This window comes from Streptomyces sp. NBC_00443, assembly GCF_036014175.1.
In the GTDB taxonomy this organism is placed as follows: domain Bacteria; phylum Actinomycetota; class Actinomycetes; order Streptomycetales; family Streptomycetaceae; genus Streptomyces.
Map to the genome: position 1 here is coordinate 3,785,933 of NZ_CP107917.1, position 26,086 is coordinate 3,812,018.

Here is a 26,086-nt window from a genome sequence, read left to right on the forward strand (position 1 = left end):
CTCGTTGTCTACCAGTGTCCTGCGACCTGTGGTCCCGTGAACACCGCTGTTCGACGATCTGTACGCACGGGAGTCTAGGCCCTGCTAATGACAGCGTAAGCAGCCCGTCACACGTTGAGATCTCGTCGAGACTCGCCTCAGGACGCCGCACGTCGGTCGTCGGGATGCGGCGGCCGATCCGCGGCCGGTCCGAAGATGGGCACGGGGTGGACGCGGGGGAATGCGGGGGTGGACGCGGGGGGTGGGGATTTCCCCCGGAAGACCGCGGCGGTCCGCCTCATGGCGCGGCGGCGCAGCGCGCGGCACGCTAGCCCATATGACCGAAAGCCCCAGCCCTTCGCGGGACGCCTCCCGACGTTCCGAGGGTGCCGAGCCGCCACTGCCGCCCGCCCGTTTCGCCTACGACCGGCACACCTGGAAGGAGATCGCGCACCTCCTGGCGAACCTTCCGCTGTCTCTGCTCGGCTTCGTCTACGTCGTGACAGTGCTGTTCACCGGTGCCTTGCTGACGCTGACGGTGATCGGGTTCCCGCTGCTCGCCGCCGGCCTGGTGGGCGCGCGGCAGTTGGGCAAGCTGGAACGCTCACGCGCGCGTGCCTTGCTCGGGATGCAGGTGGACGAGCCGAGCCGGCTGCCGTTGCGCGGTGGCAAGGACGGCTTCTTCCCGCAGCTGTGGCTGGCGCTGAAGGACCCCGTCGGCTGGCGCACGATCCTGTACGACTTCATCCGCCTGCCCTGGGGCATCCTCACCTTCACCATCACGCTGACCTCGCTGTTCGTGCTGTGGCCGGTGCTGCCGTTCATCGCGCGGGGCCTGACGAACGCGGACCGGGCGATGGTGCGTGGCCTGCTTTCGCCCTCCGACGAGCTGGAGCGCCGTATCGCCGAACTGGAGTCGGACCGGGGGGTCGTGGTGGACACGGCCGCGGCCGATCTGCGGCGCATCGAGCGCGACCTGCACGACGGCGCACAGGCTCGCCTGGTGGCTCTGGCCATGGGACTGGGCCTGGCCAAGGAGAAGCTGCTGGAGGACCCCGACGTGGCGGCGACGATGGTCGCGGAGGCGCACGGCGAGGTGAAACTGGCACTTCAGGAGCTACGGGATCTCGCCCGCGGCATCCACCCGGCCGTCCTCACCGACCGCGGCCTGGATGCCGCCCTGTCGGCGGTCGCCTCGCGTTGCACGGTGCCGGTGAAGGTGAGCGTCGACCTGCTGTCCAGACCGGCCGCCGCAATCGAGGGCATCGCCTACTTCACCGTCTCCGAACTGCTGCAGAACATCAGCAAGCACAGCGGGGCGAAGTCGGCGTCGGTCGACGTGTGGCGTTCGGACGAGCGGCTGCTCATCCAGGTGGGGGACGACGGCCGCGGGGGCGCGCGCCTCGACGGCGGCACGGGCATGCGCGGTCTCGCCGACCGTCTGGATGCCGTGGACGGCCTGTTCGTCATCGAGTCACCCCGGGGCGGCCCTACGACCGTGACGGCGGAGCTGCCCTGGCGCGACCGCGTCCCCGGGGCAGGGGTAGCGCGGGGGTAGGGAAAACCCCCCGTTCAAGACGCCGACGGCCTCCATGGTCCGTGGACCTGCGGCGCAGCAGGGTTGGAGATACGACGGCACAGCCCCGGGGTGGGGCTGACGGGACGAGGAGAACGGACGACGCCGATGGCCACGGAGTACGGACAGGGCTACGGGCAAGGACTCGGTTACCCCGAGCACGGCCTTCCCGAGCACGGGGGCGAGCGACGGCACCGGCTGCCGGCCGGGCTGCGGGCGCCGTTCGAGGCACGCAGCTGGCGCGAGTTCGGCTATGTGCTGCTCAGCCTGCCGATCAGCATCATGCTGTTCGTGTACGCCATCACGATGGTGTCGCTGGGCGCGGGCCTGCTGGTGACGTTCCTCGGCATCCCGGTGCTGGCGGCGGCGCTCGCCGGCTGCCGGGGCTTCGGGGCGCTGGAGCGGACACGCGCGCGTGCGTTGCTGCACCTGGAGGTGGCCGATCCGGAGCCGCTGCGGATGCGCCGGCGCGGGTTCATGGGGTGGATGGGCGCCGTACTGAAGAGCGGGACGTCGTGGCGGAGCCTGCTGTACGCGGTGCTGCACTTCCCGTGGGCGGTGTTCTCCTTCGTCGTCGCCGTGAACGTCTGGGTGTGCGGCTGGACTCTGGTGACGTATCCGCTGTGGTTCTGGGTGTTCCCGATGTGGGCCGGCCAGGACGGCATTCAGGCGTACGGCGACGAGACGCACCAGTTCTACCTCGACAACCCCTTCGAGATCACGGTCACCGCGCTGGTGGGCCTGCTGTTCACGCTGGCCACCCCGTGGATCGTGCGGGCACTGACACAGGTGGACCGGCTGCTGGTGCACGGCCTGCTCGGGCCGTCGCGGCTGGCCACGCGCGTGGTGGAGCTGGAGTCGGACCGCGGCGTCGTCGTCGATACGGCCGCCGCGGACCTGCGGCGCATCGAGCGCGACCTGCACGACGGCGCACAGGCCCGCCTGGTGGCTCTGGCCATGGATCTGGGTCTGGCGAAGGAGAAGCTGACGGAGGACCCGCAGGCGGCGGCGCGGATGGTCGGCGAGGCGCACGGCGAGGTGAAGACGGCACTTCAGGAGCTGCGGGATCTGGCCCGCGGGATCCATCCGGCGGTCCTGACCGACCGAGGGCTGGACGCGGCTCTGTCGGCGGTGGCCTCGCGGTGCACGGTGCCGGTGGAGGTCCAGGTGGACCTGGAGGAGCGGCCGGTGCCCGCGATCGAGGGGATCGCCTACTTCACGGTGTCGGAGCTGCTGCAGAACATCAGTAAGCATGCGCGGGCCACATGGTCGGCGGTGGATGTGTGGCGGGTGGAGAACCGGCTGATGCTGCAGGTCGTGGACAACGGGATCGGTGGCGCCGACATATCCGAGGGGTCGGGGCTGGCCGGGCTGGCGGAGCGGCTGGACGCGGTGGACGGGATTCTGGTGGTGGACTCGCCGGTCGGTGGGCCTACGCGGGTCACGGCGGAGCTTCCTTGGCGGACCGTGTAGCCGCGTCTTGTAAGCCCACTGTTTGTAAGCCCACTGTGTAGTTCGCCCACTGTTGTAGTTCGACAAATGTCATTGGCCTGGAGCCGGACCTCGTCCGCCTCCAGGCCATCGTCACGCCCCCCGCTGCCCTTCTCCGGCCACGGCTCTTCGGCCCCAAGCCCTCCTTCGGTCTCTTGAAGGCGAGTGCTCCCCGAGCACGCGCCCCCAAAGACGCCTCCTTTGTCCACAAGCGATCCCAACCGGCTCGGCAGGTTATCCACAGGCCCGGTGACGGCGAGCAGATCGCGGGATACTGAGGTCGCGAGGACGACAGGGCCGGGACACGCTCGGCCGAATGCTGAGGCGCGGGGGGCCGGGGATCGTGGAGGACAGGGTGCGGGTGGTCATCGCCGAGGATTCGGTGCTGCTCAGGGAGGGACTGACCCGGCTGTTGACCGACCGTGGGCACGAGGTCGTGGCCGGCGTCGGGGACGGCGAAGCGTTGATCAAGACCATCACGGAGCTGGACGGGCTGGGCGAGCTGCCGGATGTGGTGGTGGCGGACGTCAGAATGCCGCCGACGCACACCGACGAAGGCGTGCGGGCGGCCGTGCGGCTGCGCAAGACGCACCCCGGACTCGGGGTACTCGTCCTGTCGCAGTATGTGGAGGAGCGGTACGCCACGGAACTGCTGGCCGGTTCCAGCCGTGGAGTCGGCTATCTGCTCAAAGACCGCGTGGCGGAGGTTCGGGAGTTCGTGGACGCCGTCGTGCGGGTGGCCCAAGGGGGTACGGCCCTCGACCCGGAGGTCGTCGCCCAGCTGCTGGGCCGCAGCCGCAAGCAGGACGTGCTGGCGGGGCTCACCCCGCGGGAGCGAGAGGTCCTGGGGCTGATGGCGGAGGGGCGGACCAACTCCGCGATCGCCCGGCAGCTGGTGGTGAGCGACGGTGCCGTCGAGAAGCACGTCAGCAACATCTTCCTCAAGCTCGGACTGTCCCAGAGTGACGGGGATCACCGACGCGTTCTTGCGGTCCTCACCTATCTGAACTCCTGACGGACTGACACCGTGTCAGTCAAATGGGCAACCGTTCGCGCGGCGCCCACCGAAAAGAGCGGCTGCCACGTACGAATGCGGCAACCGAACAAAGAACAGGGAGCGTCTCCAAAAGAAGCGTCGGGGGGCGTGTAAATCATGACAAGTCAGAGTGGCGAACCAGCTCAAACCCATGTCCGTCATGCGAATGGCCCAGGGAGGGCGACCTTTGCGGACGTAGGGTTGATCCTGGGAAGGCTTGCGGGAAGGCCAGCGCAGACAGCCGCCTCGAAGGAGGTCCAGTTCAGTGACCAGCCAGGTCAGTAGCCCAGCGGAGCAGGCCGACGAAGCCGTCGTGGGAGAGCAGCGCAAACCGGCAGGGACGAAGGACGTCCGCCGGCTGGACCGGGTGATCATTCGTTTCGCGGGGGACTCCGGCGACGGTATGCAGCTCACCGGCGACCGTTTCACCTCGGAAACGGCGTCCTTCGGCAACGACCTGTCGACGTTGCCGAACTTCCCGGCCGAGATCCGCGCTCCCGCCGGCACTCTGCCGGGCGTGTCCTCTTTTCAGCTGCACTTCGCCGACCACGACATCCTGACCCCGGGCGACGCGCCGAACGTGCTGGTCGCAATGAACCCGGCGGCCCTGAAGGCCAACATCGGCGATCTTCCGCGCGGCGCGGAGATCATCGTCAACACGGACGAGTTCACCAAACGGGCGATGCAGAAGGTGGGCTATGACACCAACCCCCTGGAGGACGGCTCGCTCGACGGTTACAGCCTCCATCCGGTGCCGCTGACCACGCTGACGGTCGAGGCGCTCAAGGAGTTCGACCTCACCCGCAAGGAGGCCGAGCGCAGCAAGAACATGTTCGCGTTGGGGCTGCTGAGCTGGATGTACCACCGGCCGACGGAGGGCACCGAGAAGTTCCTGACGTCGAAGTTCGCCAAGAAGCCGGACATCGCGGCGGCGAATATCGCGGCCTTCCACGCGGGCTGGAACTTCGGGGAGACGACGGAGGACTTTGCCGTCTCCTACGAGATCGCGCCGGCAACGACGGCCTTCCCGGTCGGTACCTACCGCAACATCTCCGGGAACCTCGCCCTGTCCTACGGACTGATCGCCGCGTCCCGCCAGGCGGACCTGCCGCTGTATCTGGGCTCGTATCCGATCACCCCGGCCTCGGACATCCTGCACGAGCTGAGCCGGCACAAGAACTTCGGTGTACGGACCTTCCAGGCCGAGGACGAGATCGCGGGCATCGGCGCGGCGCTGGGTGCGGCCTTCGGCGGTTCGCTGGCGGTGACCACGACCTCCGGCCCCGGTGTGGCGCTGAAGTCGGAGACGATCGGGCTGGCGGTGTCGCTGGAGCTGCCGCTGCTGGTGATCGACATCCAGCGCGGCGGGCCCTCGACAGGGCTGCCGACCAAGACGGAGCAGGCGGACCTGCTGCAGGCGATGTTCGGCCGCAACGGCGAGGCGCCGGTGCCGATCGTCGCCCCATGCACCCCGGCCGACTGCTTCGACGCGGCCCTGGAGGCGGTGCGGATCGCGTTGACGTACCGCACTCCGGTGATGCTGCTGTCGGACGGCTATCTCGCCAACGGCTCGGAGCCCTGGCGGATCCCGGAGCTGGAGGAGCTGCCGGATCTGACCGTGCAGTTCGCGCAGGGTCCGAACCACACCCTGGAGGACGGCAGTGAGGTCTTCTGGCCGTACAAGCGCGACCCGCAGACCCTCGCCCGGCCGTGGGCGATCCCGGGCACGCCGGGCCTGGAGCACCGGATCGGCGGCATCGAGAAGGAGGACGGGACGGGCAACATCTCCTACGCCCCGGCCAACCACGACTTCATGGTCCGCACCCGCCAGGCCAAGATCGACGGCATCGAGGTGCCCGACCTGGAGGTCGACGACCCGCACGAGGCGAAGACGCTGGTGCTGGGCTGGGGATCGACGTACGGCCCGATCACGGCCGCGGTCCGCCGGCTGCGCACCGCCGGCGAGTCGATCGCGCAGGCGCATCTGCGCCATCTGAACCCGTTCCCGCGCAACCTGGGCGTGGTACTCGGACGCTACGAGAAGGTGGTGATCCCCGAGATGAACCTCGGCCAGCTCGCCACTCTGGTCCGGGCGAGGTACCTGGTGGATGCCCGCTCGTACAACCAGGTCAACGGCATGCCGTTCAAGGCGGAACAGCTCGCCAAGGCTCTCAAGGAGGCCATCGATGCCTGAGACGTCCACGGAAGGCACGGACACGATCGAGGCACTTTCGCTCATCCCCAAGGCCGAGGCCCGCCAGTCCATGAAGGACTTCAAGTCCGATCAGGAAGTGCGCTGGTGCCCCGGGTGCGGTGACTACGCGATCCTCGCCGCCGTTCAGGGCTTCATGCCGGAGCTGGGCCTGGCCAAGGAGAACATCGTCTTCGTCTCGGGCATCGGCTGTTCGTCGCGCTTCCCGTACTACATGAACACGTACGGGATGCACTCCATCCACGGCCGCGCCCCCGCGATCGCCACGGGGCTTGCCACGTCGCGCCGGGACCTGAGCGTGTGGGTGGTGACGGGCGACGGTGACGCGCTGTCGATCGGCGGCAACCATCTGATCCACGCCCTGCGCCGCAACGTCAACCTCAAGATCCTGCTGTTCAACAACCGGATCTACGGCCTGACGAAGGGCCAGTACTCCCCGACCTCCGAGGTCGGCAAGGTCACCAAGTCGACGCCGATGGGCTCGCTGGACGCGCCCTTCAACCCGGTGTCCCTGGCCATCGGCGCGGAGGCCTCCTTCGTGGCGCGCACGGTCGACTCCGACCGCAAGCACCTCACCCAGGTGCTGCGCGAGGCGGCCGCGCACCGGGGTACGGCGCTGATCGAGATCTACCAGAACTGCAACATCTTCAACGACGGCGCCTTCGAGGTCCTCAAGGACAAGCAGCAGGCCGAGGAAGCCGTGATCCGGCTGGAGCACGGGCAGCCGATCCGTTTCGGCACCGATGGCGCGCGCGGCGTCGTCCGGGACCCGCAGACGGGCGACCTGAAGGTCGTCACCGTGACCCCGGAGAACGAGTCGCAGATCCTGGTCCACGACGCCCACTGCTCGTCTCCGACCACGGCCTTCGCCCTGTCCCGCCTGGCCGACCCGGACACCCTGCACCACACCCCGATCGGCGTGCTGCGCTCGGTGGAGCGTCCGGTGTACGACACGCAGATGGCCGACCAGCTGGACACGGCGATCGAGCAGAACGGCAAGGGGGATCTGGCCGGGCTGCTGGCGGGTGGGGACACCTGGACGGTCGTCGGCTGACCGCCACGTTCGAAGAGAGTCGAGGGCCCGGCTGTCGTACGGCATCCGGGCCCTGTCCGTGCCCTCGACTCGCTTCAGGCGCCGCTCTTGCGCGCGTCGTACGCGTCCCGCGCGTTCTGCACGTCTTCCATCCGGTCCTTGGTCCACAGCGCCAGCCCGCGCACCTTTTCCGCCGCCTCGCGGCCGAGGTCGGTCAGGGAGTAGTCGACCCGCGGAGGGATCACCGGGTGGGCGTCGCGGTGGATCAGGCCGTCCCGTTCCAGCGTCTGGAGGGTCTGGGTCAGCATCTTCTCGCTGACCCGGCCGATCGCCCGGCGCAGTTCACTGAAGCGATAGGGGCGCTCCAGGAGTTCGATCAGGACGAGGACGCCCCAGCGGCTGGTGACGTGCTCCAGGACCAGGCGGTGGGGGCACATCTGCTCGCCGATGTCGTACTTGCCCGTGGTCGCGCTCGTCGTCATGCTCGCCATGTCACTAACTGCCATGCCAGTACCTTACTTCAAAGTGGGTACTTTCGCTGAGTTAGTGCACCTCCTAGGGTTAGTGCCATCGCACCCCACAAGGAGTTCCGATCATGAGCATCGTCGTCACCGGAGCCACCGGACACCTCGGCCGCCACGTCCTGGAGCAGCTGCTGGAGAAGGTTCCGGCCGGTCAGGTCACCGCCGTCGTCCGCACCCCCGAGAAGGTCGCCGACTTCGCCGAGCGCGGCGTGAAGATCGCCGTGGCCGACTACAACGCGCCCGAGACCTTCGACGGACTGTTCGCGGCCGACGACAAGGTGCTGCTCATATCCGGCAGCGAGGTCGGCAGCGACCGCGTCGGCCAGCACAAGGTCGTCATCGACGCCGCAAAGGCAGCCGGTGTCGCCCTGCTCGCCTACACCAGCGCCCCCGGCAGCCTCACGGCCGCCCTCGCCGACGACCACCGCGGCACCGAGAAGGTGCTCCTGGAGTCCGGGCTGCCGTACACGCTGCTGCGCAACGGCTGGTACCACGAGAACTACACCGAGAACCTCGCCCCGGTCCTGCAGTACAACGCGGTCACCCACGCCGCCGGCGAGGGACGCGTCTCCTCCGCCGCCCGCGCCGACTACGCGGCCGCCGCCGTCGCCGTACTGACCGGCGAGGGGCACGAGAACCAGACGTACGAGCTGGGCGGCGACGTCGCCTGGAGCCTCGCCGAGTACGCCGCCGAGCTGAGCCGGCAGACCGGTAAGGAGATCGCCGACAACGCCGTCTCCGCCGACGCCCTCGTGGGCATCCTGACCGGCGCCGGGGTGCCCGAGCCCTTCGCCGTGATCCTGGCGGGCGTGGACGCCTCCATCGGGAAGGGCGAGCTGGTCGTCGACAGTGGGGACCTGTCCCGCCTGGCCGGCCGTCCGACCACGCCGCTGGCCGAGGCGATCGCGGCCGGGCTGAAGGCCTGAGCCTTCCCCGGAGGCCGAGTGCCTGAGGACCGGTCTCCCAAGGGCCGACTCCCCAGTGCACCTTGGGCACTCCACCCCCGCTGTCATGACCGTATGGCGATACGGGCATGACAGGCGGGGGCATTCGGCGTTACCTTCGTGCAGACCGTCGCGTGGGCGCGGTCCGGTGTGTGCGCGAAGGAGGGGCCGTGAGCGGGAAGTCGCAGGGAGAGCGGCGTACAGGACTGCTGAACGGCTTCGCCGCGTATGGGATGTGGGGGCTCGTTCCCCTCTTCTGGCCCCTGCTGAAGCCCGCCGGCGCGGGCGAGATCCTCGCGCACCGGATGGCCTGGTCCCTCGTCTTCGTGGCGGTCGCGCTGGTCTTCGTACGGCGCTGGGCCTGGGCGGGCGAGCTGATACGGCAGCCGCGGCGGCTGGCGCTCGTCACCGTTGCAGCGGCCGTGATCACCGTCAACTGGGGCGTCTACATCTGGTCCGTGAACTCGGGACACGTGGTCGAGGCGTCCCTCGGATACTTCATCAATCCGCTCGTCACCATCGCGATGGGCGTGCTGCTGCTGAAGGAGCGGCTGCGGCCGGTGCAGTGGACGGCGGTCGGGGTCGGCCTCGCGGCCGTGATCGTGCTGACCGTCGGGTACGGGCGGCCGCCGTGGATCTCGCTGGTCCTGGCCTTCTCCTTCGCCACGTACGGGCTGGTGAAGAAGAAGGTCAACCTGGGCGGCGTCGAGTCGCTGGCCGCGGAGACCGCGATCCAGTTCCTGCCCGCCGTGGGGTATCTGGCGTGGCTGGCGGCGCGCGGGGAGTCGACGTTCACCTCGGAGGGTTCCGGGCATGTGGCCCTGCTCGCGGCCACCGGCGTCGTGACGGCCCTGCCGCTCGTCTGCTTCGGCGCGGCGGCGATACGCGTGCCGCTCTCGACGCTGGGGCTGCTGCAGTACCTGGCGCCGGTCTTCCAGTTCCTGCTCGGCATCCTGTACTTCCATGAGGCGATGCCTGCCGAGCGGTGGGCCGGGTTCGCGCTGGTGTGGCTGGCGTTGACCTTGCTGACGGCCGATGCGTGGCGCTCCGCGCACCGGGGCAGGGTGGCCCGGCTCAGCGTGCCGCGGGTGGAGAAGCCGGCGTCCGCCGCGGTGGACGCCTGAAACAGCCGCACCGGCGGACACCGGGCGGCTGAGACTGCCCGCACCGGCGGACACCGGACGGCTGAGACTGCCCTGCCCCGGCGATTCTCATTGCGGCCCCCTCCCCCACCCCATATGAGTGGTCGCATGACACAGGAACCGAAATCCACCTCCGTCCCGGCCCCCCTCCACTGGAAGCTCGTCGTCGACAGCGCCAACCCGCAGTCCCAGGCCGACTTCTGGGCCGCCGCACTGCACTACGAGGTCGAGGACAACGGCGCGTTCATCGAGCGCCTGCTGGAGCTCGGCGTGCTTCCGCGGGAGGCCGTCGTCGAGTTCCACGCGCGTCTCGCCTTCCGGGACCTGGTGGCCGTACGGCATCCGGACGACCCGTTCGACAAGGACAGCGGCACAGGGCTGGGGCGGCGGGTGCTGTTCCAGCGCGTGCCGGAGGCGAAGACCGTCAAGAACCGGCTCCATCTCGATCTGCACGCGGCGGCCGGGGAGCGCGAGAGCGAGGTCCAGCGACTGGAAGGGCTGGGGGCGAGCGTGCTGCGGCACGTGAAGGAACCGGGCGGGGAGTGGGCGGTGATGGCGGACCCGGAGGGGAACGAGTTCTGCGTGCAGTGAGGCACACCGGACCCTCAAACCCTCTCGCGTGCCCGAACTTCCTGCGCCGACAGCCCTCTTGACGGAGAGTCAGGCTTAGCTCCACGATCCAGGCACCCCATTCACTGTGGCTCCCCTGTGGCCATCCCACAGGGAGCCCCTGGAATTCGGAGCCCCCCACATGAAGCTCTCCGTCTCCGGGCGCGCGATGACGGCCGGTACCGTCGCGGCCGTCCTGCTGCTGACCGGCGGATCCATAGCCGGCGCGGCACCCGCGCCGTCCGTCGCCGCCGCGCCCGACATACCCGTGGCGAGCGTGAAGGCCCACCTCACCCAGCTCCAGTCCATAGCCACCGCCAACGGCGGCAACCGCGCCCACGGCCGCCCCGGCTACAAGGCCTCCCTCGACTATGTGAAGGCCAAGCTGGACGCCGCCGGGTACACCACGGCCATCCAGCAGTTCACGTCCGGCGGCCGTACCGGCTACAACCTGATCGCCGACTGGCCGGGCGGCGACACCAACCAGGTCGTCATGGCCGGCTCCCACCTCGACAGCGTCTCCTCCGGCCCCGGCATCAACGACAACGGCTCCGGCTCCGCGGCCGTCCTGGAGACCGCGCTCGCCGTGTCCCGGGCCGCCTACCAGCCCACCAAGCATCTGCGGTTCGCCTGGTGGGGCGCGGAGGAGCTGGGGCTCGTCGGCTCCCGCTACTACGTCAACAACCTCTCCTCCGCCAACCGCGCCAAGATCAGCGGCTATCTGAACTTCGACATGATCGGCTCGCCCAACCCGGGCTACTTCGTCTACGACGACGACCCCGCGATCGAGAAGACCTTCAAGGACTACTACGCCGGACTCGGCGTAGCGACCGAGATCGAGACCGAGGGCGACGGCCGCTCCGACCACGCACCGTTCAAGAGCGCGGGCGTGCCGGTGGGCGGGCTGTTCACGGGGGCCAGCCGTACGAAGACCGCGGCGCAGGCGGCCAAGTGGGGCGGTACGTCGGGGCAGTCCTTCGACCGCTGCTACCACTCGTCCTGCGACAACACGTCCAACATCAACGACACCGCTCTGAACCGTAACAGCGACGCCGTCGCGTACGCGGTGTGGGAGCTGTCGGAGTAAGGCACCGGCTCTTCAGCCTCGGGGTCCTCAACCTCGGGGTCCTCAACTGGTGGGCGGTTCGGCCGACTTGGCGGCTCGGGCGGTGAGGCGGTCCATGCGGGCGTGGGCCGACTCCAGTTCCTCGGCCTCCTCGGCGGCCGGGCCGCCCTGCGCCATGAGCTCGTCCCACAGTGCGAGCAGGTCCCGGCCGAGGGCCAGGCCCAGCGCCGGGTCCCGTACCGCCCGCCAGGCCGTGGCCGCGCCGTGGAGGCTGCCGTACGCCGCCTCCGCGTCGCCGGTGCGGTGATGCGTCCGGGCCACGTCCAGGGCGAGGGCGAAAGCGCGCTCCGGGTCGCCCGCCAGGTAGGCGATGTACGCGGCGAGTTCACGCATCCCGAGCACCTCGGGGTGCTCCAGTCCCAGCACCGCCGACGCCTGGGCCACCGTCCGCTCCGCGAGTGCCGTCGCCTCCGTCGTCCGCCCCTCCTTCACGGCCTCGTTGACCTGGGCCAACTGCTGCGCGAAGGGCGAGACGTCAGCGGTCGTGGCCGGCGGAGCGTCCCCGAGGACGGCTTCGGCCACGGCGTCGAACCCGCGGGGCGGAGTGGGCTTGGAGTCGAGCTCAGGGGCAGGGGCAGGGTCGGGGACGAGGACGGGGTCGGGTACCCGGGCGGGGCCGGAGGCGGGGGCCGCGGGCGGGGCGGGCAGGTTCACCGGCTCCGGCCACGTGTCCATGGACGGCGGTGGGCCGAACTCCCCCAGCGGCGGTGGGACCGCGCCGGGTGCGGCGTCCTCCACCGGCTCGGGGAGTGCGCGCAGCCGGAACGTGGGCGAGGCCTCCGGTTCCGGGCCCGGCAGCGGTCGTAGGACATGCGTGGGCCTGTCCCGTTGGGGAGCCTGATCCGAGGAGAGCGGCGCGGGTTGCAGGGGTGGCAAGGGCTTCGGGGCGGGCGGGGCGGGCTGTGCTGCCGGTGGCGCGGGTGGCGGGGGTGGGGCGGGCGGGCCCGCGGGAGGCCGTACGGCTTCTGCCGGCACCGGGGACCCGCTCGGCGCCGCCGGCGGCGTCCGCACGGGCTCGTCGGTGAAGTGGCTGGATCCGTCCGCCTCCACCCGCAGCGGCACTACGTAGCCGATCCGCTCGTCGTGGATCGTGGCGTGCACGGACTGACCGGCGGCGACGGCGATGCGCTGGAGGTGGGTCAGAACGGTGTGCTGGATCTCCTCACCGGGGACCGCGGTGACGGGGACGCCGCCGATCGAGGCACCGCCCGCGCCCGGGCCGCCGGCGGGGACGCGTACGTCGATCGGCGCGACCGCGGGGGGCGCCCCGGCCGCGGCGCGGTTCTGTTCCCGCTTCATCGCGCGGCTCAGTCGAGACATCGCTTCCCTCACTCGCATGTGCCGGGGGTTTCACCGACAGCACGTTCGGGCTCCATGGTGCTCCCTCCCGCCGTCGGGTACCGCTTCCCCGGCATCAACATCCGGTCGTACAGGTCGGACACGTCGTACACGTACTTCGGACACGTCCTACCCGTACTGTCGAGTCTCTCCGGTCGCGCCCGGCGCGGGCGTCACCGGGGCGTCACAGACTCGTTCCAGGAGCTTGTGCCACGTCACAGCGTTCTCATGCCTGGCGCCAAGATCAATCGCGTGGGAGGGAGGAGTACGGGCATGCGGACTGACATGCACGTGCAGCAGGGGCGGTCCGAGCCGGGGCCGGATATCTGGCTCCGCGGGCCGGCGGCCCTACCCGAGGAGCCCTCGGCCTCCCCCGCCGCCGTCACGCCGCGGCGCTTCTCCTGGGTCGGCGTGCACGGTGGAGCGGGTGCCTCCACGCTCGCCGCGGTCTACGGCGGCCACGACTGCGGACGTGACTGGCCCGGGCCGGCCGATCCCCCGTCGGTGCTGCTCGTGGCCCGCACGCATGCGGCCGGGCTGGCCGCGGTCCTGGGCGCGCTCGAGGTCTTCCGACGCGGAGAGGCGCCGCACGGGCTCGATCTCGATGCCGTCGTCCTGGTCGCGGACGCGCCGGGCCGGCTGCCGCGACCGCTCGCCGAGCGCGTCAAGGTGATCGAGTCGGTCATCGATGTGTACCGGGTGCCGTGGGTGGCTGCCTGGCGACTCGGCGAACTGAGCGGGCAGGCGCCGCGGGAGGCGGCGGCGTTGGCCCGGTTGACGGGGCGCTCTCGCTGAGGCCGGTGGTTCGGGGCGGCGGACCAGGTCGGCTGAGCGCAGGGCGGCCGGGGGTACAGGCCGGCCGGGCGTAAGGGGTCGGCGGCTCAGGTCGGCGGAGCGCACGAGCCTTGCGAGGGCCTCGCGGAGAATCACCCCATGACGCCCGCACCCGGCCCGGATCCCGCCCCCGCCCCCGCCCTCGGCCCCGGCGCCGGCCCCGCCCCTGCCGCCCTGTCCGCCGTGGAGATCGCCTCGGCCGTACGCTCGCGCACCCTCCGCGCCGTCGACGTAGTCGCGGAGGCCCTCGAACGGATCGAGCGGGCCGACCCCGTTCTGGCCGCCTTCATCGAGGTGTGGGGCGATGAGGCGCTCCGGCGGGCCGGCGAGGTGGACGCGCGGGTCGGGGCAGGTGAGCGGCTGCCATTGGCCGGGGTGCCGATCGGGGTGAAGGGGCGGCGGGGGCTGCGGACAGCGGGGCCCCTGCTCGCGGCGGGGTGTGTGCCGGTCGGGGCGACGTCCGTTCCGGGTCCCGGAACCCCCTGGCAGACCTGGGGACTTGGCCGGTACGGCCGTACCGCCAACCCCTGGCGTCACGACCGTACGCCGGGCGGCTCCTCGGCCGGGTCCGCGGTGGCGGTGGCGGCGGGGCTGGTGCCGCTCGCGACCGGGAGCGACGGGGCCGGATCGGTGCGGATTCCGGCGGCATGGTGCGGGGTCGTCGGGCTCAAGGCCGGCAACGGGCGACTGCCGTCGACCGACCGCACGGGGCTGACGGCGCCGGGAGTGCTCGCGCGGTGTGTGGCGGATGTGGCGGCGTACTGGGGTGTGGTGTCGGGGGAAGCGGCGGGCTCGGACGGGCCACCCGGTTCGGGTGGGTACGGCAGCCTCGCCGGACCACCCGGTTCCGGTGGGTACGGCAGCCTCGCCGGACCACCCGAAACCGATCGGTACGACAGCCTCGCCGGACCAGCCGACCCCGGGCCGTACGACAGCCTCGCCGGACTATCCGTTACCGCCCGGAGCGGCGCCCTGGCCGGAACACCCGATACCGCCCCGTACGATAACAACCTGGCCGGAACACCCGATACCGCCCCGTACGGCAGGCCGGCCGACCGGCCCGAGGTTCCGACCGCCGTATGGTCCCCCGACCTCGGCTTCGACTCCCCCGACCCGGACGTCGTCGCCGTGGCCCACGCCGCGGCCCTACGGCTGGCCGAAGCCGACGCGATACGGCTCATACGCCCACGCACTCCGCTCCGCCTCGACGACCCCGCCCCGGCATGGCTCGCCCTACGCTCCCCGGCTGCCGCCGCCCCCGCCGACCCTGGCGCCCACCGGATCCGGGCCGCCAACGACAACCGCCTGACCGGCCTCTTCACCGAGGCCCGGCTTCTGCTGACCCCGACCGCCCCGACCCCGCCGCACGGCCACGACGGTCCCGGCGACCGGTATTCCACCGCGCTCACCTGGGCGTTCAACCTGAGCGGACATCCGGCCATCAGCGTCCCGGCGGGGTTCGGGCCGGACAGGTGTCCGGTCGGGCTCCAGTTGGTGGCGGCACATGGCGCGGAGTCACTGTTGCTTGCGGTGGCAGGGGTGGCCGAGAGACACATCGGACCTTGGCCGACCGCCGACGGCATCTGAATGCGTATGCATATAATGCACGTGCGATTAGTTGCCGTACGCCGACTACGGCCTGATGACGGGCCGACCGTTTGGGGGACCCATGACCCGCCGTTTCCTGTTCCTCCTCGGCAGCAGCCGCTCGGACGGCAACACCGAGTTGTTGGCCCGCCGGGCCGCCGAGCAGTTGCCCGAGGGGGTCGAACAGCAGTGGATCGACCTGGCCGCACACCCGCTGCCCGACTTCGAGGATCTGCGGCACGACAGCGACCATGTCCGCCCCACGCAGGGGAACGTGGCGCTGCTGCTCGACGCCACCCTCGCGGCCACCGACATCGTGATCGCCTCGCCTCTGTACTGGTACTCGGTGTCCGCCCACGTCAAGCGCTACCTCGACTACTGGTCGGGCTGGCTGCGCACTCCCGGGATCGACTTCAAGGCGACCATGGCGGGGCGCACCCTGTGGGGCGTCACCGCGCTCGCACACCAGGAGCAGGAGGTTGCCGACCCGCTGGCCGGGACGCTCAGCAACTCCGCCGCGTACATGCGGATGCGCTTCGGCGGGGTGCTGCTCGGCAATGGCAGCAAGCCCGGTGACGTGCTGAACGACGCCGAGGCCCTTGCGCGCGCGAAGACCTTCTTCGCGCAGGAGGCGCCGCTCGCACGCTTCCCGTACGAAACGGAGTGACTGCCACCGAAACTGGCGTGCCCCCTACGCGGTGACGTCCTTCGCCGTGAGCCTCGCCCACGCCGCCGAGCCGAACACCGCCGCGTACAGCGCCTGGATCCCCAGGTTCCTGACCAGGTCGTCCCAGTAGACGGGTTCGCGCATGAGGTCGGCGAAGGAGAGCCAGTAGTGGGAGAAGAAGTACGGCTGGATCGCGTGGAGCTGGGGGATCTGGTCGAGGATCTGGACGGTGATCAGCAGGCCGACCGTCGTCGCCATCGCCGCGATGCCGCTGTTGGTCAGCGTCGAGACGAACAGCCCGAGCGCCGCCACGCCTATCAGGGACGCGGCGACGACCAGGGCGATCAGCAGGGCGCGGCCCAGCCCCTCCGCGAAGCTGATCCGTGTGCCCGAGATCGTCGTCAGGTCGCCCAGCGGGAAGAGCAACGCTCCGACCGTGAGCGCCGAGACGGCAACCACGAGGGTGGCCACCAGGCAGAAGGCCATCGTGGTGGCGTACTTGGTGAGGAGCAGGCGGGTGCGGCCGGCGGGGGCGACCAGGAGATAGCGGAGGGTGCCGGCACTCGCCTCGCCGGCTATCGCGTCGCCCGCGATGACGCCGATCGCCATGGGCAGGAAGAACGGGAGCGTCGCGGCCAGCGCGGTGAAGACCAGGAACAGGCCGTTGTTGGTGATCTGCGAGATGAACGCCGGCCCGCCGCCCTGCGGGCCACCGCCTCCCGTCGACCCGTCGCCGCTCGTCTCGATCTTCACGGCGATCCCGACCAGGATCGGCACGGCCGCCAGGACGGCGAGCAGCGCGAGGGTGCGCCAGCGGCGGAACGTGGTGAGCAGTTCGCTGCGGAGGAGACCGAAGGTCCACAGCGGACTGACCTTTCGGCCGCCTGCGAGCTCGCCGCCCGGCCTCGTGCTCTCCCTGCCCTGCCGGGTCGCTTCAGCCTGCGACATCGAACCCCTCCCCCGTGAGGGCCACGAACGCGTCCTCCAGGGAGGCCCGTTCGACACCGAAGCCCCGGACGCGGACTCCGGCCGACACCAACGCCGCGTTGACGTCGGCGAGATCACGGTCCGGAGGTTCTGCGGTCACCCGGTCGTCGGTGATGACGACGTCACCGGCACCCTGCTCCTTCAGCACCCGGGCCGCGTCCCCGGTGTCGGGAGTGGTCACGACGAGCCGGCCGCGCACCCCGGCCGCCAGCTCCGCGACCGCGCCCTGGGTGATCAGCCTGCCCTGCGCCATCACGGCCGCGTGCGTGCAGACCTGCTCGATCTCGTCGAGGAGGTGGGAGGAGAGGAAGACGGTCGTGCCGTCGGACGCCAGCTCCCGGATCAGGGAACGGATTTCACGCATGCCCTGCGGATCGAGGCCGTTGGTCGGCTCGTCGAGGACGAGGAGTCTGCGCGGCTGGAGCAGCGCGGCCGCGAGTCCCAGCCGCTGCTTCATGCCTAGCGAGTAGGCCTTGGCTTTCTTGCCGGACGCGGCCGCGAGGCCCACCCGGTCCAGGGCAGCCGCGACACGCGTACGCCGGGTGCGCGGATCGGCGGTCGGGTCGGCGGCGTCGTACCGGACGAGGTTGTCGCGGCCGGAGAGGAAGCCGTACAGGGCGGGTCCCTCGATGAGGGCGCCGACGTGCGGCAGTACCGCGCGCGCGGACCGGGGCATGGGCTGCCCGAGCACGCGCGCGGCACCGGAGGTGGGCTGGATGAGGCCCATCAGCATGCGGATGGTGGTGGTCTTGCCCGAGCCGTTCGGGCCGAGGAAGCCGAAGACGCTGCCCGCCGGGACGGTCAGATCGAGACCGTCCACGGCAAGCTGCCCGCCGCGGTAGCGCTTGGTGAGCGCGCGGGTGGCGATCACCGTGTCGACGTGGTCGACCGGGGCCAAAGGGCCGGCTTGACCGGCTTGGCCAACCGAGCCAGCCTGGCCGACCGAGCCGACCGAGCCGGCGTGATCGACCTGGCCGCCATGATCGGCCTGATCCAGCCGGCCGGCCTTGTCGACCTCGTCGCCCTCGTCGCCCTCCGCGGCGGGCAGTTCCTCCATGCGCTCCCTTGGCTCCCTTGGCTCCTCTGACCCCTCGTGACGTGGGGGCTACTTCCCCGAGTCGGCCGCCTTCACGAGCGCGTCCTTGTCGACCGCACCGACGTAGACCTTGCCGTCGTCCGTGATCAGGGCGTTGATCAGGCGGGTCTTGAAGACCGTGCCCGAACCGAACTTGCCGGTGACCTTGTCGCCCAGGGAGTCGAGGAAGCCGCCCATGTCGCCGCCGACCTCGGCGCCGGAGGGGACGCCCTCGCCGCCGTTGTCGAAGACGGCCACGGAGTTCCAGCCCTCGCCGATGACCTCGGGACCCTCGTCGGAAGCCTTGCCGAGCTTGTCCTCGGACTTCAGGCCGCCGAGTTCCTTGTCGAGCTCCTTGCGCAGCTCGTCCTCGGACTTGGGGCCGCCGTGCTCCCGGGCCTTGCCTTCCAGCTCACCCTCCTCGGTGACCTTCGCACCCTTGGGCGGGGTGAAGTCGAAGGTCGAGGCGGCCGGCTTGGCGAAGCTGACCTGGGTGAAGCCGGCGTCGATCACTGCCGCGCCGCCGCTCGACGGGGTCAGCGTGAACTTCAGCGGCATGCCGGTCCTGGCGTCCACGGCCACGGTGATCGCGCCGACCGTGGTCCCGGACTGCTTCGGCTTGATGAGCAGCCGGTACGCGTCCCGGCCCGCGACATGTGCGGTGCCGTCGACGGTGACGGACGTGGTGTCGTCGACCGACTTGAGCGCCTCCTCGGCGAAGTCCTTGGGCGTGGCCGGAACGTCTTCCTTCCCGTGTCCGTCCTTCGCCTCCTCGGCGGTGCCGTGGAAGACCTCGTTCGACTTGCTGTCGTAGCCCCAGATGTCCTTGCCGTTGTGGATGAGGCTGTACTCGGAGGCGTTCTCCAGGAGGGAGAGCTTCTGCCTGTCGTCGCCGTCGAGGGCGACGCGCAGGGTGTGCGTGCCGGACGCCAGCTCTGTGAGCTTGGCGGTCGGGTCGGCGGACGATCCGCCGTCCGGGCCCGACGCCATGGCGCCGGAGGCGAAGCTGGACTCCAGCCCGCCGAGGTCCGGCAGCCCCAGGTCGGTGCTGATCTTCACGGTGCCGGACAGCTGCTGTACGTCCGACTGCGCGATCTTCTCGATGAGTTGCTCTGCGGTGATCTTCGGCAGGTCCGGGTCGCCGGAGTCGGCGAGCGCCGGGACGAGCCCGATGGTCGCTGCCGCGACGCCCACGACCGCGACCGGGACGACGTACCGCGCGGCCTTGCGCCGCCCCGCGCGGTGGTCGTCGACCTCCGCTGCGGTCGTACTGTCGTCGGATTCGTACGGTGCCATGTCTGCCTTACCTCCGTCGTCGGCGGCGGCTGTCCTTCTCGTTCGTCGCCCGCGAGTCTTTCGACCCCGCACTGCTCCACCCCTGAGCCGCCATTCTCACCCGAATCGGTGAGGAGTGGTGTTGTCCGTGGTTTCCATCTGACCAAATCGGCCGCCGAGATACGTCAACCTTCGGAGCCAACTCCGCGTACACCTCCGGTATGACACACGAAGGCGGCGCCTCCCCCGACCCGTAGGGGTCGGGGTGGAAGACGCCGCCGTGCGTGCGCGCTGAACGCGCCGGATCAGCCGTTGATGAACACGTAGTCCGCCTGGTACGGCACCCCGACGATCGCGCCGGGTGCACAGGACCCGACCGGGGCGACGCCGCCGACGGTGTTCAGCCGCAGGATCTCGGCGGTGTCGGCGAGGAGGCCGCGGTGCTTGCCGGACTGGGTGGCCTTCAGGTCCAGTTCGGGGATGTTGCGTTCGCCGTTGGGCGTCTTGGAGATGACGGCCCCCGTCACCGCACTGCCGTCCCGCGCGATCCACTGCGGCGTACCGGAGTTGGGGGCGACGAAGGAGTGCGCGATACGGCCGCCGAGTACGGCACTGACGTCCCGCTGCGCGAAGGCGTACCCGCCGTCCTCGGCCGGCTTGCACTCGTAGATCTGCTTGCCCTTGACGACGGATGCCTGGAAGTTGTCGAGCGCGTCACGGAAGTCGAACTCGGCGACGGTGACCTTGTGGAGCTGCCCACGGACGGCGCCGCCCGGGAACTCGGCCGTGTGGAGGTTGGCGTAGAAGGAACTCGGGTCGGTCTTGAGGGCGTTGAGAAGGGAGCGGTCCTTCACGGTGACGGTGCCGGTGAGGCTGCGCCCCTTGCCGTTGCCCTTGCCCTTTTCCTTGCCCTTTTCCTTGCCGATGAGCCCGCCGAAGTCGACCTTGATGCCGCCGTTGGTGCCCTTGGCACCCTGGTGGATGTGCAGGGCGGTCGGCTTGCCGGTGCCGCGCCAGGTGACGGCGACGGACACCTTGTCGCCCTTGACCTTCACGAACTGCACGGCGGCGCCGTCCTTGTCCCCGACGGCGGGCCCACCAGCCACGGGCACCTCGTTCGCCCCCCGAAGACTTGCGGCGAGGACCGTGCCCCCGGCGCCGGCGGCGGCGCCACTCCGACTCACGACCCCTGCGCATCGCCTCCGACGTGACCCGCGTGGTCGGCGCGGGCACCTCCGGCGGCGAAGGCGGGAATCACCGCGGCGGCGACCCCACCCGCGGCAGCCACCGCGACAGCGGTGACGATCAGGCTCTTACGGCGCTTCGATAACGTCGCGTTCATGCCCATGATTCTGTTTTCTCCCCGTAGTGCAGCTGACGCCCCCTGCGTCAGCTTCTGGGCATTCGTACGGAGTCGATCTTACTTTGGACTCAGTCCAACTCAGTGATGTGCGCCACAGCAACACTCGGCGCGAGTCCGGGCATTTCAGCCCGTCTGGGGGTGCCCCCTCTGGGGGCGTTTGAGGACGAGGCCGTTCAGGCCGACAGCGGGTCTGCGGGCGACAGCCCCCAGGGACCGGGGTCGAAGGGGCAGCGCCTCTTCAAGGACGGGAAGGGTAGGGGCGGCGGGGGCGAGAACCGCTACCCCGCCCGATGCACCACCGCATCGCACAACTCCATCAACGCAGCCTTGGCACCGATATCCGCCAACGGCGCCAACGCGGCCCGCGCATCCTCCGCATACCGCACCGTGTCCCGCCGAGCCTGCTCCAGCGCCGGATGCTCCCGCAGCGCGGCCAACGCCTCCGCATGCCGAGCGTCGTCCGTCAGATCGGAGTCCAGCAGCTCACACAGGGCGACATCCTCCGCCAGCCCCAACCTCTCGGCCCGCTCCCGCAACCGCAGCACGGGCAGCGTAGGAATCCCCTCACGGAGATCCGTCCCCGGCGTCTTCCCGGACTCGTGGGAGTCACTGGCGATGTCCAGTACGTCGTCCGCGAGCTGGAAGGCGACACCCAGCCGCTCCCCGTACTGGGTGAGCACATCGACCACCGTCTCGTCGGCGCCCGACATCATCGCCCCGAACCGGCACGACACCGCGACCAGCGACCCGGTCTTCCCGCTCAGCACATCCAGGTAGTGCTCCACCGGATCGCGCCCGTCCTGCGGCCCCGCCGTCTCCAGGATCTGTCCGGTGACCAGCCGCTCGAACGCCTCGGCCTGCACTCGAACCGCCTCGGGCCCGAGGTCGGCGAGAGTGTGCGAGGCGCGCGCGAACAGGAAGTCCCCGGTCAGTACGGCAACCGAGTTGCCCCAGCGGGTGTTCGCACTGTCGACACCCCGCCGCACCTCGGCCTCGTCCATCACGTCGTCGTGGTACAGCGTCGCCAGATGGGTCAGCTCCACCACCACCGCTGACGGCACGACCCCCGGCGCGTACGGGTCCCCGAACTGGGCAGCGAGCATCACGAGCAACGGCCGGAACCGCTTTCCGCCCGCCCGCACCAGATGCTGGGCGGCCTCCGTGATGAAGGGGACCTCACTCTTGGTGGCTTCGAGCAATCCCTCCTCGACAGCCGCCAATCCGGCCTGGACATCGGCTTCCAGAGCCTGGTCCCGCACGCTCAGCCCGAACGGCCCGACGACGGTCACGAGGGGTCTCCTGTCTGCTGGTGTCTACTGGCGGTTACACGGTTTGTCGATAGGTCGCTGACATCACTCAAGTCAGCGTATCCGGTCACGTTTCGATCACCGATGCCGCCCACCCGTCCACCACGGGCGGTATCGGATCACGACCGGTATGTTTTTGATCACCTGATAAGGCGGGATATCCATCCCTTTATAGGGAAGTAGCGGCCCGTGTCCCGAACCGACGTCGACATCGAGCCCGAGAGCGGGCCCCCGCCCCGCGACGACCATGCCCTCCTCGGCCAGCCGAAAGGCCTCCTCACCCTCTCCGGTCTGGAGGTCTGGGAACGCTTCTCGTTCCTCGGTATGCAGGCCATCCTCGTCCTGTACTTCGCCGACACGGTCGCCCACGGCGGTATGGGCATGTCGGCCGGAACCGCGGCCTCCGTCTCGGCCGCATACGGCACCCTCGTCTATCTGGTCTCGGTCGCCGGCGGCTGGCTCGCCGACCGTATCCTCGGCTCGTACCGGGCGGTGCTGTGGGGCGGGATCCTCATCGCCTGCGGCCATTACGCCATGGCGGTGCCGACCACCGGCATGACCTGGGTGGGCCTCGGCCTGATCAGCGCCGGCACGGGGCTCCTCAAGCCCAACGTCGCCACCATGGTCGGCAAGCTCTACCGCACCGACGACGACCGCCGTGACGCCGGCTTCGCCCTCTACTACATGGCGATCAACATCGGCGCCTTCGCGGGCCCGCTCGTCACCGGCTGGCTCGGCGACCACAAGGGCTGGCACTGGGGCTTCTCGGCTGCCGCGATCGGCATGACGTTCGGCCTGGTCCAGTACGTCGCCGGCCGCCGTCACCTGGCCGGACGGAAGCACGCCGCCGAATTCGCGCTGTCTCCGGAGGCGATGCGCCGGGCAATCCGTCTGATCGTCACGGGCCTCGTCGTCATCGCGGCGGTCGCCATCCTGCTCGCCGCCGCCGGCTGGCTCACCATGGACCGCTTCGTCGACCTGCTCACGCTCGTCTCGGTGATCGCCCCGGCCGTCTACTTCGCGGTGATGTTCTCCAGCCCGCGTGTGACCCCCGAGGAACGCGGTCGGCTCCGCCCGTACATCGTCCTGTTCCTCGCCTCGACGGTCTTCAACTTCATCCTCTTCCAGGCGTACTCGACGATGATCCTGCTGGCCTCGGCGAACGCCGAGACGGCGATCCTCGGCTTCGACTTCCCCGCCAGTTGGTACGCGTCCGCCCTCGGCGCCTTCGAGGTCGCACTCGCCCCCGTCGTGGCCGCGCTGTGGGTCCGGATGGGGCGCCGCCAGCCGCACGCGTCCAACAAGATCGCGATCGGGGTCGTCCTCGGCGGCCTGTCCTTCCTGCTGATGGTGCTGCCGACCTCCGGGCACTCCTCCGACGACTACCTCATGTCCGTGTGGTGGATCGTGGGTTCGTACCTCCTGCTGGGCCTCGGCGACGTCCTCCTGGAGACCTCCGGCATGTCGGCCACGACCAAGCTCGCCCCGGCCGCGTTCGCCAGCCAGACCATGTCCCTCTGGTTCCTGTCCCTCGCCCTGGCCAACGGCATCCAGGCGCAGACGGTGAAGCTCTACGACGACGTCTCCCAGCCCGCCTACTTCGGCGTCAACGGCGCGATCGCGGTGGCCGCGGGGCTCGCCGTGATGGCCGCGGCACGCTGGCTTCGCCGCACGATGCACCCGGTGCACTGACCTGACGGGGATACCGCTCATGCACATCCGTACGTCCTTCCCCTACGAGACGACTCATCACGACCTCCGCATCCCGCTCCCGGACGGGACCCTGCTGTACGCGCGCGTGTGGCGCCCCCTGACGGACGAGCCCGTACCGGCGCTCCTCGAGTACCTGCCGTACCGCCTGACCGATTGGACCGCGCCTCGCGACCACCAGCGCCACCCCTGGTACGCCGGCCACGGCTACGCCTCCGTGCGCGTCGACATCCGCGGGCACGGCAACAGCGAGGGCACGCCGACCGATGAGTACTCGGCGACGGAACTCGCCGACGGGGTCGAGGTCGTCAACTGGCTGGCCGCCCAGCCCTGGTGCAGTGGCCGGGTCGGCATGTTCGGCATCTCCTGGGGCGGCTTCAACTCCCTCCAGATCGCGGCCCTCGCGCCCGAACCGCTCAAGGCGATCGTCACGGTCTGCTCCACGGACGATCGCTATGACAACGACGTGCACTACATGGGAGGTTCCGTCCTCGCCGTCGACATGCACGCCTGGGCTTCGACGATGCTCGCCTTCGTCGCCCGCCCGCCGGACCCGCAGTATGCCGGGGACGCCTGGCGGGAGATGTGGCTCAAGCGGCTGGAGGCCGTCGAACCGTTCCTGCACACCTGGCTCGGCCACCAGACGCGCGACGAGTACTGGCGCCACGGGAGCGTCTGCGAGGACTACGGCGCGATCGACGCCGCCGTCCTGGCGGTGGGCGGCTGGCACGACCCGTACCGCGACACCGTCCTGCGTCTCGTCGAGCACCTGCCGGCGGACCGCGTGCGCGGCCTGATCGGCCCCTGGTCCCACCAGTACCCCGACCGCGGCCTGCCGCCGGGCCCGGCGATCGGCTTCCTCCAGGAGACGCTGCGCTGGTGGGACCACTGGCTGAAGGACGAGGACACGGGCGTCATGGCCGAGCCCCTGCTGCGCTCGTACGTCAGCGACTCGCACCGCCCGGCCACGGTGTACCCCACGCTGCCCGGCCGCTGGGTCGGCGAGCCGGCCTGGCCCTCTCCCCACGTGCGCGCGGTGACGTACGCCTTCCAGGGCGCCGCCGTCCTCGTCCGCTCCCCCATGCACACCGGCATCGACGCCGGCCGCTTCTTCCCCTTCGGCAACGACGCCGACCTGCCGCCGGACCAGCGGGAGGAGGACGCGCGGTCGGCGTGCTTCGAGTTCGAAGTGGGCGAGGAGACCTGGGTGCTGGGGCGGCCGAAGGTGCGGCTGCGGCTGACGTCGGAGGTGCCGCGCGGGCAGGTCGTCGCCCGGCTCTGCGACGTGGCGCCGGACGGCTCCTCGACCCTGGTGACGCGGGGCGTGCTGAACCTGTCGGCGCGTCACGGCCGGGACCGCGCGGTGCCGTGGGAGCCGGGCGCCACCGAGGACGTGACCTTCGAGCTGAACGGGATCGGCCACGCCTTCCCGCCCGGCCACCGCATCCGCCTGGCTGTCTCCTCCGCGTACTGGCCGTGGATCTGGCCCCAGCCGGTCTCGGCGGCGGGCTTCGGCCTGGAACCGTCGGGAAGCTCACTGGAACTTCCGGTCCGCGCCCGCGCGTTGGACGAATCGGCGGACGGCACAGCGATCACCTTCGAGGAACCGGAACAGGCGGAACCGCTCGGCGTGAACTCCCCCATCACGCTGGACGAGCCCCGCCCCGAGCGCCTCGTCGTGCGGGACGTGGCCAAGGGCGAGTGGCGCCTGGAGGTCGACCCCCGGTACGGCGGCACGCGCGTGTACCCCGACGGCCTGGAGTTCACCGAGGAAGCGCTGGAGACGTACACGATCAACGAGTGGGACCCCCTGTCGGCCCGCACCCGCTCGGACTGGTCGATCCGCCTGCACCGCCCGGAGCTGGGATGGGACGCAACCGTGCGCACACGCTCGGAGATCAGCTGCGACCGGCATGACTTCATCGCCTCCAACGAGGTGATCTGCATGGAGGGCGAAGAGGTACTTTTCCACCGGACATGGGAGAAACGGACTCCACGGACAGCCGGTTAAAGGCGAGTTGGATTCATTGCCCGATTTGCCGCGCTTGTGGATGCCAGTGAGTTGGGTCACGTACGCACATTCATGGAACCAACTCGGCACACCCGCGTCTCCCCTTGCTTCCAAAGCAAGTTGAGGCTTGGCAACCGCAAAGGATCAAGCGACCCATTCGCACCAGACCATGGTCAAACAGCACGACAGTGACCACGGCACTTGTTCCGGGCATGTGCTCTCGCATACGTTCCCGCTCAGTCGGGCGGACGCCTAATCCT

Annotated in this window: 22 protein-coding genes; 14 read left to right on the top strand and 8 right to left on the bottom strand. The window is 70.1% G+C overall.

All coding sequences use genetic code 11. From position 1 onward, the window contains the following. Window positions 1-316: 316 nt before the first annotated feature. The 5 genes from OHO27_RS16810 to OHO27_RS16830 all read left to right on the top strand — a co-directional run bounded on the left by OHO27_RS16810 (window position 317) and on the right by OHO27_RS16830 (window position 7,348). Window positions 317-1,537: a sensor histidine kinase gene (locus tag OHO27_RS16810; RefSeq protein ID WP_328424720.1), complete on the top strand. Its 1,221-nt coding sequence runs from the start codon at window positions 317-319 to the stop codon at window positions 1,535-1,537. A gap of 126 nt (window positions 1,538-1,663) precedes the next feature. After that, entirely contained in the window at window positions 1,664-3,028 is a 1,365-nt protein-coding gene (locus OHO27_RS16815) for a sensor histidine kinase (RefSeq protein ID WP_328424722.1), read from the top strand. A 334-nt stretch (window positions 3,029-3,362) separates the two neighbouring features. Next, on the top strand, window positions 3,363-4,061 hold the full coding sequence (locus tag OHO27_RS16820) for a response regulator transcription factor (protein ID WP_328424724.1): 699 nt from the start codon (window positions 3,363-3,365) through the stop codon (window positions 4,059-4,061). 286 nt (window positions 4,062-4,347) lie between these two features. After that, entirely contained in the window at window positions 4,348-6,276 is a 1,929-nt protein-coding gene (locus tag OHO27_RS16825; RefSeq protein ID WP_328424726.1) for a 2-oxoacid:acceptor oxidoreductase subunit alpha, read from the top strand. After that, a complete protein-coding gene (locus OHO27_RS16830; protein ID WP_328424728.1) occupies window positions 6,269-7,348 on the top strand; it encodes a 2-oxoacid:ferredoxin oxidoreductase subunit beta in 1,080 nt (359 codons plus the stop codon). The genes OHO27_RS16825 and OHO27_RS16830 overlap by 8 nt, the downstream gene beginning before the upstream one ends. Before the next feature lie 74 nt (window positions 7,349-7,422). Here the strand turns inward: OHO27_RS16830 and OHO27_RS16835 are convergent, their stop codons facing one another. Continuing rightward, window positions 7,423-7,833, bottom strand: coding sequence for a winged helix-turn-helix transcriptional regulator (locus OHO27_RS16835; protein WP_328424730.1), 411 nt, complete (start codon window positions 7,831-7,833; stop codon window positions 7,423-7,425). Window positions 7,834-7,922: 89 nt separating this feature from the next. On the opposite strand from OHO27_RS16835, the gene OHO27_RS16840 reads away from it, so the two are divergent. The 4 genes from OHO27_RS16840 (at window position 7,923) to OHO27_RS16855 (ending at window position 11,633) form a co-directional block, all read left to right on the top strand. Continuing rightward, window positions 7,923-8,777: an SDR family oxidoreductase gene (locus tag OHO27_RS16840; protein WP_328424732.1), complete on the top strand. Its 855-nt coding sequence runs from the start codon at window positions 7,923-7,925 to the stop codon at window positions 8,775-8,777. A 188-nt stretch (window positions 8,778-8,965) separates the two neighbouring features. Then, window positions 8,966-9,919, top strand: coding sequence for an EamA family transporter RarD (gene rarD / locus OHO27_RS16845; RefSeq protein WP_328424734.1), 954 nt, complete (start codon window positions 8,966-8,968; stop codon window positions 9,917-9,919). Window positions 9,920-10,045: 126 nt separating this feature from the next. Next, window positions 10,046-10,528: a VOC family protein gene (locus OHO27_RS16850; RefSeq protein ID WP_328424736.1), complete on the top strand. Its 483-nt coding sequence runs from the start codon at window positions 10,046-10,048 to the stop codon at window positions 10,526-10,528. 160 nt (window positions 10,529-10,688) lie between these two features. Beyond that, window positions 10,689-11,633, top strand: a complete 945-nt coding sequence (locus OHO27_RS16855; protein WP_328424738.1) for a M28 family metallopeptidase — start codon at window positions 10,689-10,691, stop codon at window positions 11,631-11,633. A 42-nt stretch (window positions 11,634-11,675) separates the two neighbouring features. On the opposite strand, the gene OHO27_RS16860 is transcribed toward OHO27_RS16855, so the two are convergent. Next, a complete protein-coding gene (locus tag OHO27_RS16860) occupies window positions 11,676-12,992 on the bottom strand; it encodes a tetratricopeptide repeat protein (RefSeq protein ID WP_328424740.1) in 1,317 nt (438 codons plus the stop codon). A 291-nt stretch (window positions 12,993-13,283) separates the two neighbouring features. Here OHO27_RS16860 and OHO27_RS16865 point away from each other — a divergent pair, with 291 nt between their 5' ends. The 3 genes from OHO27_RS16865 (at window position 13,284) to OHO27_RS16875 (ending at window position 16,098) form a co-directional block, all read left to right on the top strand. After that, window positions 13,284-13,805 (top strand): DUF6668 family protein, encoded by a 522-nt coding sequence (locus tag OHO27_RS16865; protein WP_328424742.1) that lies wholly within the window; start codon window positions 13,284-13,286, stop codon window positions 13,803-13,805. Window positions 13,806-13,943: 138 nt separating this feature from the next. Next, window positions 13,944-15,431 carry an amidase gene (locus OHO27_RS16870; RefSeq protein ID WP_328424744.1) on the top strand — a complete coding sequence of 496 codons (1,488 nt, stop codon included), beginning with the start codon at window positions 13,944-13,946 and terminating at the stop codon, window positions 15,429-15,431. An 82-nt stretch (window positions 15,432-15,513) separates the two neighbouring features. After that, window positions 15,514-16,098: a flavodoxin family protein gene (locus OHO27_RS16875; RefSeq protein ID WP_328424746.1), complete on the top strand. Its 585-nt coding sequence runs from the start codon at window positions 15,514-15,516 to the stop codon at window positions 16,096-16,098. Window positions 16,099-16,122: 24 nt separating this feature from the next. Here OHO27_RS16875 and OHO27_RS16880 read toward each other — a convergent pair whose 3' ends face one another. The 6 genes from OHO27_RS16880 to OHO27_RS16905 all read right to left on the bottom strand — a co-directional run bounded on the left by OHO27_RS16880 (window position 16,123) and on the right by OHO27_RS16905 (window position 22,087). Then, a complete protein-coding gene (locus OHO27_RS16880) occupies window positions 16,123-17,046 on the bottom strand; it encodes an ABC transporter permease (protein WP_328424748.1) in 924 nt (307 codons plus the stop codon). Beyond that, window positions 17,033-18,142 carry an ABC transporter ATP-binding protein gene (locus tag OHO27_RS16885; protein WP_328424750.1) on the bottom strand — a complete coding sequence of 370 codons (1,110 nt, stop codon included), beginning with the start codon at window positions 18,140-18,142 and terminating at the stop codon, window positions 17,033-17,035. The genes OHO27_RS16880 and OHO27_RS16885 overlap by 14 nt, the downstream gene beginning before the upstream one ends. 48 nt (window positions 18,143-18,190) lie before the next feature. Continuing rightward, window positions 18,191-19,456: a LolA family protein gene (locus OHO27_RS16890; protein ID WP_328424752.1), complete on the bottom strand. Its 1,266-nt coding sequence runs from the start codon at window positions 19,454-19,456 to the stop codon at window positions 18,191-18,193. A 284-nt stretch (window positions 19,457-19,740) separates the two neighbouring features. Further along, window positions 19,741-20,541: a CHRD domain-containing protein gene (locus OHO27_RS16895; protein ID WP_328424754.1), complete on the bottom strand. Its 801-nt coding sequence runs from the start codon at window positions 20,539-20,541 to the stop codon at window positions 19,741-19,743. Window positions 20,542-20,615: 74 nt separating this feature from the next. After that, window positions 20,616-20,777 (bottom strand): hypothetical protein, encoded by a 162-nt coding sequence (locus OHO27_RS16900; protein ID WP_328424755.1) that lies wholly within the window; start codon window positions 20,775-20,777, stop codon window positions 20,616-20,618. 299 nt (window positions 20,778-21,076) lie between these two features. Next, entirely contained in the window at window positions 21,077-22,087 is a 1,011-nt protein-coding gene (locus tag OHO27_RS16905) for a polyprenyl synthetase family protein (RefSeq protein WP_328424756.1), read from the bottom strand. Between the two features lie 207 nt (window positions 22,088-22,294). On the opposite strand from OHO27_RS16905, the gene OHO27_RS16910 reads away from it, so the two are divergent. After that, window positions 22,295-23,797, top strand: coding sequence for a peptide MFS transporter (locus OHO27_RS16910; RefSeq protein WP_328424758.1), 1,503 nt, complete (start codon window positions 22,295-22,297; stop codon window positions 23,795-23,797). A 19-nt stretch (window positions 23,798-23,816) separates the two neighbouring features. Beyond that, on the top strand, window positions 23,817-25,826 hold the full coding sequence (locus OHO27_RS16915; protein ID WP_328424760.1) for a CocE/NonD family hydrolase: 2,010 nt from the start codon (window positions 23,817-23,819) through the stop codon (window positions 25,824-25,826). Window positions 25,827-26,086: the final 260 nt, after the last annotated feature.